The following is a 13,728-nucleotide window of genomic DNA, read 5'->3' on the forward strand; positions in this document are numbered from 1 at the left end:
GAATGCGTTAGGGCTCCGAGAGCCCCTCTTCCGTGCACCCTCTTCCCCTTCCCGCGCCGGGCCCCCGTTGTGGCCGCGCGGTGGAATTCGCCTGCCTGTTACGGGAGTTCGCCATGTCTGTCTCCACCCTTGCCGCCGGTCCCGCGGTGTGTGCCCCGCTGCCCGTCCTCGGCGCCGACGTCCGTGTCCCGCTCGTCACCGGCGGCGAGGTGAGCTACGCGGCGCTGGACTACGCGGCCAGCGCGCCCGCCCTGCGACGGGTGTGGGACGACGTCGCCGCGTACGCGCCCTACTACGGCAGCGTGCACCGGGGCGCCGGGTACCTCTCGCAGCTGTCCACCGACCTGTTCGAGAACAGCCGGGCGGCGGTCGCCGGCTTCCTCGGCTGCCGCGAGGGTGACCAGGTCGTCTTCACCCGCTCCACCACCGACTCGCTCAACCTGCTGGCGTCCGTACTGCCCGCCGGCTGCCGGGTGTTCGTCTTCGAGACCGAGCACCACGCCGCCCTGCTGCCCTGGCGCGGCGCCGACGTCACCTACCTGGACGCGCCGAGCACCCCGGCGCAGGCCGTCGAGACGCTGGAGCGGGCGCTGTCCGACCGTGACCCCTACGGACCGGCCCTGGTCTGCGTGACCGGCGCGTCCAATGTGACGGGCGAGTTGTGGCCCGTGCGGGAGCTGGCGGCGGCGGCGCACGCGCACGGCGCGCGCATCGTGCTGGACGCCGCACAGCTGGCACCCCACCACCCCCTGGACATCACCGAACTGGACGTGGACTGGGTCGCCTTCTCCGGGCACAAGCTGTACGCGCCGTTCGGTTCCGGCGTCCTGGCCGGGCGCGCCGACTGGCTGCGGGGCGCCGAGCCGTACCTGGCGGGCGGCGGGGCCAGCCGCGCGGTGTCCCGCCGGGCGGACGGCGGCGTCGATGTGGAGTGGCACGAGGGCGCCGCCCGGCACGAGGCGGGCTCGCCCAACGTCATCGGCGTCTACGCCATCGCCGCCGCCTGCAGGGCGCTGACCGAGGCCGGCTTCGACCGGCTGGTAGAGCGCGAGCAGCGGCTCGTCGCCGAGGTCCGGGCCGGACTGGCCGGGGTGCCGGGGGTCCGGGTGCTGTCGCTGTTCGGCGACGACGCCCCGCGCGTGGGCGTGATCTCCTTCGTCGTGGACGGCTGGAACAGCTCGCACTTCGCGGCCGCGCTCTCGGCCGAGTACGGCATCGGGGTCCGCGACGGCCTCTTCTGCGCGCATCCGCTGGTGCGGACGCTGCTCGGCGGCGAGCCGGACGCTCCGGGGGAGTGCGGCGCCCCGGACGAGGGGCAGTCGCTCAACGCCATCCGGGTCAGCTTCGGCGCCGGCACCCCCGACGAGCACGTCGAGCGGTTCGTACGGGCCGTGCGGGAGCTGGTCTCCAACGGGGCGCGGTGGATCTACCGCACCGAGGGCGGCCGCTGCGTCCCCGCCGGCGCGGCCTGAGCGGACGCCCCGGCCCGGCGCACTTCCCGCGCCGGGCCCTCAGCTGTCGAGGCCGATGGCGAAGGCCGCCTCGAGGTCGTGCTGCGAGTACGTACGGAAGGCGATGTGCGTCTCCGTCGAGGTCACGCCCTGCACCTTGCTGATCCGGCCCGGGATGACCTCCGCGAGATCGTCGTGCCGGGCCACCCGCACCAGCGCGATCAGGTCGTACGCGCCGGTGACCGAGTAGACCTCGCTCACCCCGTCCAGCGTGGCGATCTTCTCGGCGATCTCGGGGATCCGGTCCACGTCGGTCTTGATGAGCACGATCGAAGTGATCACGTCGGCTTGTCTCCTTCGGTGGACCTGGCTGCGCCCTTCACTCTAGCCGCAGCCGTCCGGAGGACCCAGGCGAAGCCGAAGCCGAGGCAGAAGCCCAGGACATGGGCCAGATAGGCGACGCCGGGCTGCCCGGCCGCCGTGCCCGTCGCCAGCCACTGCAGGACGAACCAGAACAGCAGTACGGCCCAGGCCGGGAAGCGCAGCGGCAGGAAGAAGAGGAAGGGGAAGAGGCTGGTGACGCGCGCCCTGGGGAAGAGATAGAGGAACGCACCCAGCACGCCGGAGATGGCTCCGGACGCTCCCACGAGCGTGCGGCCGGATGTGGCGTGCACGGCCGCGTAGCCGAGCAGGGCCAGATAGCCGGTGAGCAGGTAGCAGCAGGCGAAGGCGGCGCGGCCCATGCGTGCCTCGGTCATGGCGCCGAAGACGTAGAGGAAGAGCATGTTGCCCAGCAGATGCAGCCAGTTGCCGTGCACGAAGAGCGCCGTGAGCGGGGTGCACAGACCCGGCAGCGGCCCGTGCCAGAGCTCCTGCGGTACGACCCCCCACCGCTCGAAGTAGGCGGTCTGCGCCGACAGCAGCGCGGGGCCCGTGCCGTAGGCGGGGTTCAGGCCGGAGACGGGGCCGAGGAGGAAGGCCGCGCAGCAGCCGCCCATGAGCGTCCCGGTCACCCAGGGACTGTCGTGCCGGTCCGGGCGCCCTGCCGTTCTGATCATGGCCAGATCATGGCGTACCAGGCGCAACCAGCACAGAGTGCCTCGCCGGTCCGCCCGCTCGGGCCCGTGCCACCGCGCCCGGCCACCACCAGGCCGTAGGGTTACGGCAAGCACCCGCAGACCGTAGGCAGACCGTATGACGAGGACGGACGACACGATGGGCGTTCCCCGGCCGACAGCCGACACCCGGTGGCGCTGCACGCTGTGCGGCAACCTCACCCGGTTCGACGTCACGCGCACGACCAGGGCCGTCGACTACGTGCACCTCGATCTCGCGGGGGAGCCCAAGGTGGAAGAGCGTGAGGTCGTCAGTGAGACGATCGAGTCCGTGCGGTGCCGGTGGTGCAACGCGGTCGACCAGGTAGAGCTGGTGGACCGCCCGGGCCCGAGTGCCTGAAGAACGGGAGCGATGAACGGTGGTGGAGCACACAGACGGCGTGGAGGCGGCCGGTGACGCCGGCGGTGCCGACGACGGCGTCACCGAGGTGCTCGACCGTCCCCTGCCCGAGGGGATCAGGCGGCGGGTCGTCGGGCTCGTAGCGGAGGCCTTCGGCGGGCTGACGGTCGCCGAACTCCCCGCGCAGCTGCGGCAGTACGCCCGGTTCACCCCCAGCCGGCGGGCCAAGTTCGCCGGGAACGCCATGGCGGCGGCCGTCGAGAGCGACACCGTCTTCCGCCAGCGCATCTCCGCGCGGCTGCGCGAGACGGGCTCGGAGCTGGCGGACGCGCTCGACGCCGGTTCGCCGCCGGCGGCCGCGGACCCCGAGGACGTCGCGGCCATGGCCTTCGTGCTGCGCCCGCCCGGCTGGGTCAAGCTCGTCACGGCGGCCGGCGAGGAGGCCCAGCGGGCGAGCGCCGAGCGGGCCGGCGAGGAGGACCGGCGCGAGCTGTGCCGGCTGCGCGAGGAGCTGGCGGCGGCGCGCGCGGAGGCCAGGACGGAGGCCGAGCGCGTCCGCGGTGAGCTGGAGGCGGTGCGCCGGGAGGCCGAGTCGCACCAGCGCAAGCTGCGCAGCGCCGTCAGCGACGTGCGGCGCGGCGAGGCGGCGCTGCGCAAGGCGCAGGCGGAGCTGGAGTCCCTGCGCTCCGAAGCCGCGGCCGAGAAGGCGGCGGCCCTGGCCGAGACGCGGCGCGTCAAGGCGCGGCTGGCGGAGGCCGAGGCCGGCCTGGAGGCGACGCGCCGGGCGGCCCGCGAGGGGCGCAGCGTGGAGGACATGCGGCTGCGGCTGCTGCTGGACACGGTGCTGGACGCGGCGCAGGGGCTGCGGCGCGAGCTGGCGCTGCCGCCCGCGTCCGTGCACCCGGCGGACACGGTGGAGGCCGTCCAGCCGGGCACGATGACGCCCAGGGACATCGCCACGCGTGCGCTCTCGGAGACCGACCCGGCGCTGCTGGACCAGCTGTTGGCGCTGCCTCAGGCGCATCTGGTGGTCGACGGCTACAACGTCACCAAGACCGGGTATCCCACGATGCCGCTGGACAAGCAGCGGCTGCGGCTGCTGGGCGGGCTGGCGATGCTGGCGGCGCAGACCGGCGCCGAGGTGACCTGTGTCTTCGACGGTGCCGAGCTGGCCGCTCCGGTGCTGCTGGCGCCGCCGCGCGGGGTACGGGTGCTCTTCAGCAAGCCGGGGGTGACGGCGGACGAGCTGATCCGCCAGCTCGTGCGGGCCGAACCGCCGGGCCGTCCGGTCGTGGTGGTCTCCACCGACCGCGAGGTCGCGGACGGGGTCGCCAAGGCGGGGGCGCGGCCGGTCGCATCGGCCTTGCTGCTCAAGCGACTTGCACGGACCTGAGCGTTAAGTCCCATTAAGTCTGCGTTACCTGTGGGCCGTCTTGGTAAAGGTTGCACTGCCGGTGCAGATTTTTCGCACGAGAATTTGAATGGATCACATTCCGCTCACTAGGGTCGGGCCTCGAACCTTCGTACCGTGATTTTCTGTTCGAGGAAGAGGAGGGGCTCGTCTCCGTGGCCTCCCACCGCCGTCCCAAGCAGCCGAGCCGTTCTCGGGTGACCTTCCTGACCGCGACCGCCGCCGCGGCCGTCGCGCTCTCGGCACAGGCCGCGCACGCCGATCCGCGGCCCTCCAAAGCGGAGGCCAAGGCCGAGGTCGACAAGCTCTACGAAGACGCGGAGCAGGCCACCGAGAAGTTCAACGGGGCCAAGGAGCACCACGACAAGCTGCAGAAGCAGGTGGACGAGCTCCAGGACAAGGTCGCCCAGGGCCAGGAGGAGCTCAACAAGCTCCGCGACGGCCTCGGTTCGATGGCCACGGCCCAGTACCGCAGCGGCTCCATCGACCCGACCCTGCAACTGCTGCTGTCCTCCGACCCGGACTCGTACCTGGAGAAGGCCTCCACCCTCAACCAGCTCAGCGCCAAGCAGGCGGACACCCTGCGGCTGATCGCCGCCAAGCAGCGCGCCCTCCACCAGCAGCGCCAGGAGGCCACGGCCAAGCTGGCGGACCTGGAGTCCACCCGCAAGGCGCTGGGCGAGCGCCAGCGGGAGATCCAGAGCAAGCTGGCCGAGGCCCAGAAGGTGCTCAACGGCTTCTCCGAGAAGGAGCGCGCCGAGATCACCGGGGCGGACAAGGGCGCCGACGGCGCCAAGGGCACCGGTGGCAAGGGGGGCGGCGACGCCGCCGGCACCGGCGGCTCGTCGAGCCACCCGAACATACCCGCCGGCTCCGGCCGCGGCGGCGCCGCACTGGGCGCGGCCCAGAGCCAGATCGGCAAGCCGTACCACTACGGTGCCACCGGCATGGCCTCGTGGGACTGCTCCGGGCTCACCCAGTGGGCCTACGGTCAGGCCGGCGTCTCCCTGCCGCGCATCTCCCAGGACCAGGCCAACGCCGGCACCCACATCTACAGCCAGAGCCAGCTCCAGCCCGGCGACCTGGTGATCTTCTACGGCGACCAGCACCACGTCGGCCTCTACGCGGGCAACGGCCAGGTGCTGCACGCGCCGCGGACCGGCACGGTCGTCCGCTACGAGGCCATGAGCAACATGCCCTTCCAGTTCGGTGTCCGCGTCGGCTGACCCTCCCCCATGGCCCGAACGGCATGGGGGTACCCCCATGGCCCAAATCCGCCGCCGCGCCACGCCGCCCGTTCGGGCGAATCCCCGCTACGGCAACTGACTCCACGCCCCGCCGGTGACCTGCGCCTCCGGCGGGGCGTCAGTTTTCCCGCCCCGCCGGGTCTTTGAACCAAGGGTGAGCGCGCCGCTACTGTCTGGCGCGCGGTGCCCGGCTGTCGTCCGCCCGTCAACCGGGCGGCAGGGGCCGCACACAGTGGAAGGGAGTGCGGCACCCCGTGGCGTCCCATCGCCGTCCTTCGCAGTCCGGTCGCACCCAGAGCGTCCGGGTCACCGTTCTGTCCGCCGCCGTGGCCACTGCCGCGGCCGCCCTGTCGGCGGCCCCGGCGACCGCACGGCCCGGTGACACCGCCGATGACACCAAGGCCCCCGGGACGGTGAAGGCACAGCTCGACCGGCTCTACGAGCAGGCCGAGAAGGCCACCGAGAAGTACAACGCGGCGGGCGAGCGCGCCGACGCCCTGCGCGAGCGGGTGGAACAGGCCGCCGACCGGGTCGCACGCGGCCAGGAACAGGTCAACCGCATGCGCACCGCCCTCGGCATGATCGCCACTGCCCAGTACCGCAACGGAGCCGTGGACCCCGCCATCGAGCTGCTGCTGTCCTCGGACCCCGACGGCTACCTCGACAAGGCCGCCACCCTCGACCGCGTCACCGGCCGCCAGGCCGAACAGCTGCGGGCCCTGCTGGCCGCCCAGCGCAGCCTGCGCCAGGAGCGCCTGGAGGCCACCCGCACCCTCGCGGAGCTGGAGGCGAGCCGGGCGGCCGTCGAGCGCCACAAGCACGAGGTCGAGGGCAGGCTCGCCGCCGCACGCCGGCTGCTGAACTCCCTGCCGGAGTCCGACCGGGCCGACTTCGTCCGCTCCTCGCGCGGCGGCGACCGCGCGGCCGGCCCCCTGCACAGCGTGCCGGACCTGACCGCCCTGTCGGGCCGTGGCGCCGCCGCGGCCCTGGCGGCCCGCTCGGCGGTCGGCTCCCCGTATGCCTGGGGGGCGACCGGGCCCGGCGCCTTCGACTGCTCCGGTCTGATGCAGTGGGCCTACGGACGGGCCGGGGTCGGCCTGCCGCGCACCTCCCAGGCACAGCGCAACGCCGGCCGCCACGTCTCCCTGTCCGAGGCCCGCCCCGGAGATCTCGTCGTCTACCGGGACGACGCCAGCCACGTGGGCATGTACGTCGGCAACGGCCAGGTGGTGCACGCCCCTTACCCCGGGGCGCGGGTCCGCTACGACCCCGCCGACATGATGCCGATTTCCTCCGTCACCCGGCCATGAGCGTGCCCTGACCGCCGGCCGGGCCCGTCCGGCTCGTACGATGCGGGCGTGACGGGCAGCGGGCGCAGTGGACGGCGGGCATGGTGCTGCCTGGCCGCGATGCTGCTCGTGCTCCAGTCCCTGGCCGGCTGCTCCGGTGCCCCCGGCGGCCGCCCCGAGAGCGCCGGCACCTCCGTGCAGCGGCTGCTGGACCGCTGGGCGGCAGCCGTACGGGACCGGGACGAGAGCGCCTACCTGGCGGCCGTGGACCCGGCCGCCGCCGGCTACCGGACCGAGCGGCGCCGGGCGTTCGCCAGCCTCGCGGCCGTACCGCTGGCCTCCTGGGAGTACCGCCTGGTGCGCACCGGAGGCTTCAGCCCCGCCCCGGGCGACGGCCGCCGCGTCACGGCCGAGACCGAACTGCGCTACCGGCTCGACGGCTACGACACCGCACCCGTCACCACCTCGCTGCGGCTGACGCTGGTGAAGCGCGCCGACCGCTGGTACGTGGCCGGGCAGGAGGCACCGGGCGGCGGCGGGCCGCTGTGGGAGCAGGGCGCGGTCACGGCCGTACGCGGCGAGCACAGCCTGGTCCTGGGAGTGGGCCAGGACCGGGCGCGGCTGCGGGCGCTGGCGGACCTCGCCGACCGGGCGGTGCCCGCCGTGGCCGCGGCCTGGCCCGGCACCTGGGCGGAGCGGGTGGTGGTCGAGATGCCCGCCTCGCTGGACCGGATGGCGGCCCTGCTGGGCGCGCCCGCCTCCCACTACCGCGGCATCGCGGCCGTGACCACCGGCGAGGCCGGCGACGGGGGTACCTCCCGTGCCCTTACGGGGGACGGCGCGGCCCCCGCCGACCGGATCATCGTCAACCCCGAGGCGTACGGCGTGCTCGGCGACTTCGGGCGCCGGATCGTGCTCACCCACGAGACCGCCCACGTGGCCACCCGCGCCCTGACCTCGCCCGCCACGCCCCTGTGGCTCTCCGAGGGCTTCGCCGACTGGGCCGCCTACCGCGACACCGGCCGCACCGCCCGGCAGGCCGCCCCCGAACTGGCCGCCGCCGTCTCCGCGGGACGGCTGCCGCAGGCGCTGCCCGAGGACGCGGACTTCGGCTTCGCGGGCGAGGCCGGCCGGCTGGCCCGCGCCTACGAGGAGGGCTGGCTGGCCTGCCGCATGATCGCCGAGCAGTGGGGCGAGGAGAAGCTCGTCGCCTTCTACCGCGCGGTGGGCGGCCACCGGCGCCGCGAGGGGGCGCTGGAGGCGGCGCTGCGCGAGGTGCTCGGCCTCGGCCAGGACGAGTTCACCGAGCGCTGGCGCTCCTACGTGGCGGCCGGGCTCGGCCGCTCTACCGGCTGACCAGCGCCGACTCCCTGGGTTCCGTCGGTGGTTCCGGCTCGCCGGCCGCCGGCGGCTCGGACACCGTCTCCCGCCACAGCCGGCTGCAGGAGACCAGCGTCGCCGCCACCAGCAGCCCGTTGCGCAGCGTCAGCGTGGCGACGCCGAGCTTGTCGCTGGCCACGACGTGCGAGAACCAGAGGGGGAACTCGAGCTGGGTCAGCGGCGCCGCGAGGAGCACCAGCACGACCGGCAGGCTCTGCCGGGGCGTGCGCATCGCCACGCACACCGCCGCCAGGCCGATGAGCCACACCATGTACTGCGGGCTGATCACCCGGCTGGTGGTGGTGAACAGCAGCACCGCCGCGAACGCCGCGTCGTAGGGCGTGGTGGCGTTGAACCTGCGCGCCCGCAGCCGCCACAGCAGCAGCCAGACGAAGGCCAGCACGCTCAGGCCCAGCGCCAGGGCGCTCACCGCGTGGACGTGCCGGCCGAGGAACTCCACCGAGCCGTAGTTCAGCCGCGCCTTGCCGTGCCAGCCGAAGTGCCGCGCCAGATGGAAGACCAGAGCCCCCAGGGACTCCACCTCGGTGCCCCGGTCGCGCTGGAAGGTGAGGAAGGCCAGCGCCCCCGGCATCGCCGCCATGCAGAACATGGCCAGCAGCAGCGCCGTCGCCAGGGCCGCACTCCACGTGGAACGGGTGCGCGGGCCGCGCGGCGTGCCGATGAGCAGCAGCACCGGCCAGACCTTCAGCAGCGCCCCGAGGCCCGTCAGCGCCCCCGAGAGCCGGGTGCGGCGCGTGGCCGTCAGCAGGGCCGCCACGGCGACGGCGGTGACCATGACGTCGTAGCGGGCGTAGACGATGGGCCCCAGCAGCGGCACCCCCGCCACCCACACCCACACGCCCAGCGGGCTGCGCCGGGCGTCCCGCACGGTGTACAGCAGCATGGCCATGACGCAGGCGTCCGCCAGCAGGCACAGCACGAAGAACGCCGGGGCGTAGTCGAGGAACGGCAGCAGGCCGGGCGCGAGCACGGCCAGGGCGGCGGCGGGCGGGTACTGCCAGGTGACGTCGTCGTAGGGGAAGATGCCGGTGCGCAGCACGCCGTACCAGCCCTGGTAGATCACCTCGATGTCGACGGAGACGTCCGAGCCCGGCATGTCCCACACCCGGAACACGCACATCATCAAGATGGCCCGGGTGACGGCCCACGCCACGATCGAGAGCCGCAGACCAGTGCCCGCCACCATCACTCACCTCGTCCCTTCGGGTGCCCCGCGCCACCACAGAGCGTGTGCCTGCCGTCACTGAAGGGAATGATGCCGGTCCAGGGGGCCCGTGCGCGACGACGTGGCGGGACGCGGGTGCAGATCGGGTCGAGATATAGCCGCCCTGGGGGCACCCGGGAAGCACCCGGTACTGTCGGCGGCGATGCACAAGACCCTGATCGTCACCAACGACTTCCCGCCCCGTCCGGGAGGCATCCAGGCCTTCCTGCACAACATGGCGCTCCGCCTGGACCCGGCGGGCATCGTCGTCTACGCCTCCACCTGGAAGCGTGGCCGCGAGGGCATGGAGGCCACCGCCCGGTTCGACGCCGAGCAGCCCTTCCCCGTCGTCCGTGACCGTACGACCATGCTGCTGCCCACTCCCCGGGTCACCCGGCGCGCGGCCGGGCTGCTGCGGGAGCACGGCTGCACGTCGGTGTGGTTCGGGGCCGCCGCCCCGCTGGGGCTGATGGCTCCCGCGCTGCGCCGGGCGGGCGCCCGCCGGCTGGTCGCCACCACGCACGGGCACGAGGCGGGCTGGGCCCAGCTGCCCGGCTCGCGGCAGCTGCTGCGGCGGATCGGCGAGGGCACCGACACGATCACCTATCTGGGCGAGTACACGCGCTCGCGGATCGCCGCCGCGTTGACGGAGGAGGCGGCGGCACGCATGGTGCAACTGCCGCCGGGGGTGAACGAGAAGACCTTCCACCCCGGCTCCGGGGGCGACGAGATCCGAGCCCGGCTGGGGCTGGCCGACCGCCCGGTCGTGGTGTGCGTCTCCCGGCTCGTCCCGCGCAAGGGCCAGGACACCCTCATCGAGGCCATGCCGCGGATCCTGGCGGCCGTCCCGGACGCGGTGCTGCTCATCGTCGGCGGCGGGCCGTACGCACAGGACCTGCGCAAGCTCGCCGACGGCACGGGCGTCGCGCACGCGGTCCGCTTCACCGGACCGGTTCCGTGGGAGGAGCTGCCGGCCCACTACGGCGCGGGCGACGTCTTCGCGATGCCCTGCCGTACGCGCCGGGGCGGGCTGGATGTCGAAGGGCTCGGCATCGTCTACCTGGAGGCCTCGGCGACGGGGCTGCCGGTGGTCGCCGGCGACTCCGGCGGTGCGCCGGACGCGGTGCTGGAGGGCGAGACGGGCTACGTGGTGCGGGGCGGCTCGGCCGAGGAGGCCGCCGACCGGATCGTCACCCTGCTGAAGGATCCGCGGCTGCGGAGCCGGATGGGCGAGCGCGGCCGTGCGTGGGTGGAGGAGCGGTGGCGCTGGGACCTGCTGGCGGAGCGGCTCGAGGAGCTGCTCTGAGGACACCGCAAGAGGACATCTGAGGACACTGCAAGAGGACAAACGTAAGGGGCTCGCGCCATGGCGCGAGCCCCTTACGTGTCCGCGCGGGGGGTCAGCCGTGGTAGATGGCCTCGATCTCGCCGGCGAAGTCCTTCGCGACGACGTTCCGCTTGAGCTTCAGCGACGGGGTCACATGGCCGGAGGCCTCCGTGAACTGCGCGGGCAGCACGCGGAACTTGCGCACCGACTCGGCCTTGGAGACGGCCGCGTTGCCGTCGTCGACGGCCTTCTGCACGGCCGACAGCAGGTCCGGGTCGTCGGCCAGCTCGGCGGCCGTCAGGCCCGCGCTCTTGCCGTTCTGCTCCAGCCAGCGCGGCAGGAAGTCCTCGTCCAGGGTGATCAGGGCGCCCACGAACGGCCGCCCGTCGCCGACGACCATGCACTCGGCGATCAGTGCGTGCGCGCGGACGCGGTCCTCGATCACGGCGGGGGCGACGTTCTTGCCGCCGGCCGTGACGATGATCTCCTTCTTGCGGCCGGTGATCCGCAGGAACCCGTCCTCGTCGAGCGTGCCGAGGTCGCCGGTGTGGAACCAGCCGTCCGCCAGCGCCTCCGCCGTGGCCGTCTCGTTGCGCCAGTAGCCGGTGAACAGGTGCTCACCGTGCAGCAGCACCTCGCCGTCGTCGGCGATCCGCACCACCGAGCCCGGCAGCGGCTGCCCGACGGTGCCGATGCGCGCCCTGTCCCACGGGTTGAAGGCGGTCGCCGCACACGACTCGGTGAGACCGTAGCCCTCCAGGACCGTGAAGCCGATGCCCCGGTAGAAGTGGCCGAGCCGCTCGCCCAGCGGGGCGCCGCCGGAGATCGCGTGCGTGGCGCGGCCGCCGAGCACCGCGCGCAGCTTGCTGTAGACCAGCTTGTCGAAGATCTTGTGCTTGAGCTTCAGGCCGAACGACGGGCCCGCCGGGGTGTCCTGCGCCCGGCTGTAGGCGATGGCGGTGTCCGCCGCCTTGTCGAAGATCTTGCCCTTGCCGTCGGCCTGCGCCTTGGCCCGCGCGCCGTTGTAGACCTTCTCGAAGACGCGGGGCACGCCCAGCACCAGCGTGGGCCGGAAGCTCTGCAGGTCGTCGGTGAGATTGCGGATGTCGCTGACCAGGCCGAGGCGGATGGGGGCCATCACCGACGCGATCTCCACCAGCCGGCCGAAGACGTGCGCGGCCGGCAGGAACAGCAGCACGGACGACTCGCCCGTGACGAACAGCGGCTTGAGCCGCTCGACGACGTTGCCGCACTCGGCGAAGAAGCTGCGGTGGGTGAGCACACAGCCCTTGGGGCGGCCCGTGGTGCCCGAGGTGTAGACGAGGGTCGCGGGGGAGTCCGCGGTGGCCAGCGCGCTGCGCTCGTCGACGGCCTCGTCGGTCAGCGGCTCACCGGCGGCGCGCAGCCGCTCGACGGCCCCGCGCTCGATCTGCCAGATGTTCGCCAGGTCCGGGAGCCGGTCGCGGACGGACTCCACGGCGGCCTCGTGCGCCGGGCTCTCCACCACGCAGGCGACGGCGCCGGAGTCGCCGAGGATCCACTGGATCTGCTCGGGGGAGCTGGTCTCGTAGACGGGCACGGTGACCCCGCCCGCGCTCCAGATCGCGAAGTCCAGCAGCGCCCACTCGTAGCGGGTCCGGGAGAGCAGCCCGATCCGGTCGCCCGGCTTGATCCCCGAGGCCATCAGGCCCTTCGCCGTGGCACGGACCTCCGCCAGGAAGCCGGCGGCGGTGACGTCCTGCCAGTGGCCGTCCACCTTGCGCCCTATGACGGGGACATCGGGGTGAAGCGCGGCGTTCCGGCGGATGAGATCCGTCAGGTTTCCGTCGGCCGGGACCTCGTACAGGGCCGGAAGGCTGAACTCGCGCAAGACTGCTGCTCCTCGTCGGGCGCCGGCGCCGCCGCGTCTTCGAGGGGCGCTGCGTCGGCTGCGGTCCATGATCAGGCGGGGGGAGTGGACTGCCCGGACGTTACCCACCAGTACCACTTTCGAATAGAGGGTGGCGCCCAGATGTTCTATGCGTCACATGCCGCCGGACTGCTCCACGCACCCTAGCCCCCCGGCTAGGTGACTCGGAAGTAACCGCAGGTCGGGGCACTTCCGGAGGTACCGCCGCACCACCTAGGGTGATCCGTATGCGAGTCCACGTGGTCAGCGATGTACACGGCAACGCCGAGGGTCTGGCACGGGCGGGCGACGGCGCCGACGCGCTGGTCTGCCTGGGCGACCTGGTCCTCTTCCTCGACTACGCCGACCACTCGCGCGGCATCTTCCCCGAGCTCTTCGGGGTCGAGGCCGCCGACCGCATCGTCGAGCTGCGCACCGCCCGCCGCTTCGAGGAGGCCCGCGAGCTCTCCCGCGCCCTGTGGGACGGCGTCGACCGGCACTCCGTCGTCGAGACCGCCGTCCGCAAGCAGTACGCCGAGCTCTTCGCCGCGTTCCCCACCCCCACCTACGCCACCTACGGCAACGTCGACATCCCGCCGCTGTGGTCCGAGTACGCCCGACCGGGCACCACGGTCCTCGACGGCGAGCGCGCCGAGATCGGCGGCCTCGTCTTCGGCTTCGTCGGCGGCGGCCTGCGCTCGCCCATGCGCACCCCGTACGAGATCGACGACGAGGCCTACGCCGCCAAGCTCGCCGCCCTCGGCGAGGTCGACGTGCTGTGCTCCCACATCCCGCCCGATGTGCCCGAGCTCTGCTACGACACCGTCGCCCGCCGCTTCGAGCGCGGCAGCTCCGCCCTGCTGGAGACCATCCGCGCCACCCGGCCCAAGTACGCCCTCTTCGGCCACGTCCACCAGCCGCTCGCGCGCCGGATGCGCATCGGGACGACCGAATGCGTCAACGTCGGTCACTTCGCCTCCACTGCCACACCCTGGGTGCTGGAGTGGTGACGCGCAGCGGGAGGTAGCCTTCACCGGCAGACCATGAAGAGGCCG

The 13,728-nt window shown here is 73.2% G+C and carries 12 protein-coding genes; 8 read left to right on the forward strand and 4 right to left on the reverse strand.

Annotated features, from left to right (window positions below; all coding sequences use genetic code 11):
• Nucleotides 1–113 precede the first annotated feature (113 nt).
• Nucleotides 114–1,472: an aminotransferase class V-fold PLP-dependent enzyme gene (locus tag AB0F13_RS15655; protein WP_362081220.1), complete on the forward strand. Its 1,359-nt coding sequence runs from the start codon at nt 114–116 to the stop codon at nt 1,470–1,472.
• 39 nt (nt 1,473–1,511) lie between these two features.
• Here AB0F13_RS15655 and AB0F13_RS15660 read toward each other — a convergent pair whose 3' ends face one another.
• Together AB0F13_RS15660 and AB0F13_RS15665 are read right to left on the reverse strand one after the other, a co-directional pair.
• On the reverse strand, nt 1,512–1,793 hold the full coding sequence (locus AB0F13_RS15660) for an Lrp/AsnC ligand binding domain-containing protein (protein WP_362081223.1): 282 nt from the start codon (nt 1,791–1,793) through the stop codon (nt 1,512–1,514).
• Nucleotides 1,790–2,509 carry a rhomboid family intramembrane serine protease gene (locus tag AB0F13_RS15665; RefSeq protein ID WP_362081226.1) on the reverse strand — a complete coding sequence of 240 codons (720 nt, stop codon included), beginning with the start codon at nt 2,507–2,509 and terminating at the stop codon, nt 1,790–1,792. Before AB0F13_RS15665 ends, AB0F13_RS15660 begins: the two co-directional genes overlap by 4 nt.
• 157 nt (nt 2,510–2,666) lie before the next feature.
• On the opposite strand from AB0F13_RS15665, the gene AB0F13_RS15670 reads away from it, so the two are divergent.
• The 5 genes from AB0F13_RS15670 (at nt 2,667) to AB0F13_RS15690 (ending at nt 8,209) form a co-directional block, all read left to right on the forward strand.
• Nucleotides 2,667–2,906, forward strand: coding sequence for a hypothetical protein (locus AB0F13_RS15670; protein ID WP_362081600.1), 240 nt, complete (start codon nt 2,667–2,669; stop codon nt 2,904–2,906).
• Between the two features lie 40 nt (nt 2,907–2,946).
• Entirely contained in the window at nt 2,947–4,299 is a 1,353-nt protein-coding gene (locus tag AB0F13_RS15675) for an NYN domain-containing protein (protein WP_362081603.1), read from the forward strand.
• 173 nt (nt 4,300–4,472) lie between these two features.
• Nucleotides 4,473–5,543: an NlpC/P60 family protein gene (locus AB0F13_RS15680; RefSeq protein WP_362081229.1), complete on the forward strand. Its 1,071-nt coding sequence runs from the start codon at nt 4,473–4,475 to the stop codon at nt 5,541–5,543.
• Between the two features lie 275 nt (nt 5,544–5,818).
• Nucleotides 5,819–6,874 carry an NlpC/P60 family protein gene (locus AB0F13_RS15685; protein WP_362081232.1) on the forward strand — a complete coding sequence of 352 codons (1,056 nt, stop codon included), beginning with the start codon at nt 5,819–5,821 and terminating at the stop codon, nt 6,872–6,874.
• A gap of 99 nt (nt 6,875–6,973) precedes the next feature.
• Complete coding sequence (locus tag AB0F13_RS15690) at nt 6,974–8,209, forward strand: hypothetical protein (protein ID WP_362081606.1); 1,236 nt, start codon at nt 6,974–6,976, stop codon at nt 8,207–8,209.
• On the opposite strand, the gene AB0F13_RS15695 is transcribed toward AB0F13_RS15690, so the two are convergent.
• Entirely contained in the window at nt 8,199–9,440 is a 1,242-nt protein-coding gene (locus AB0F13_RS15695; protein WP_362081235.1) for a glycosyltransferase 87 family protein, read from the reverse strand. The genes AB0F13_RS15690 and AB0F13_RS15695 overlap by 11 nt on opposite strands.
• A gap of 181 nt (nt 9,441–9,621) precedes the next feature.
• Here AB0F13_RS15695 and AB0F13_RS15700 point away from each other — a divergent pair, with 181 nt between their 5' ends.
• On the forward strand, nt 9,622–10,764 hold the full coding sequence (locus AB0F13_RS15700) for a glycosyltransferase family 4 protein (protein WP_362081238.1): 1,143 nt from the start codon (nt 9,622–9,624) through the stop codon (nt 10,762–10,764).
• 94 nt (nt 10,765–10,858) lie between these two features.
• Here the strand turns inward: AB0F13_RS15700 and AB0F13_RS15705 are convergent, their stop codons facing one another.
• The gene (locus AB0F13_RS15705) at nt 10,859–12,655 is read right to left on the reverse strand and encodes an AMP-dependent synthetase/ligase (protein ID WP_362081241.1); all 1,797 of its coding nucleotides are present in this window, start codon (nt 12,653–12,655) and stop codon (nt 10,859–10,861) included.
• A 266-nt stretch (nt 12,656–12,921) separates the two neighbouring features.
• Here AB0F13_RS15705 and AB0F13_RS15710 point away from each other — a divergent pair, with 266 nt between their 5' ends.
• Nucleotides 12,922–13,683, forward strand: a complete 762-nt coding sequence (locus AB0F13_RS15710) for a metallophosphoesterase (protein WP_362081244.1) — start codon at nt 12,922–12,924, stop codon at nt 13,681–13,683.
• Nucleotides 13,684–13,728 lie beyond the last annotated feature (45 nt).

The sequence above is a fragment of the Streptomyces sp. NPDC026206 genome, from assembly GCF_040638465.1.
In the GTDB taxonomy this organism is placed as follows: domain Bacteria; phylum Actinomycetota; class Actinomycetes; order Streptomycetales; family Streptomycetaceae; genus Streptomyces.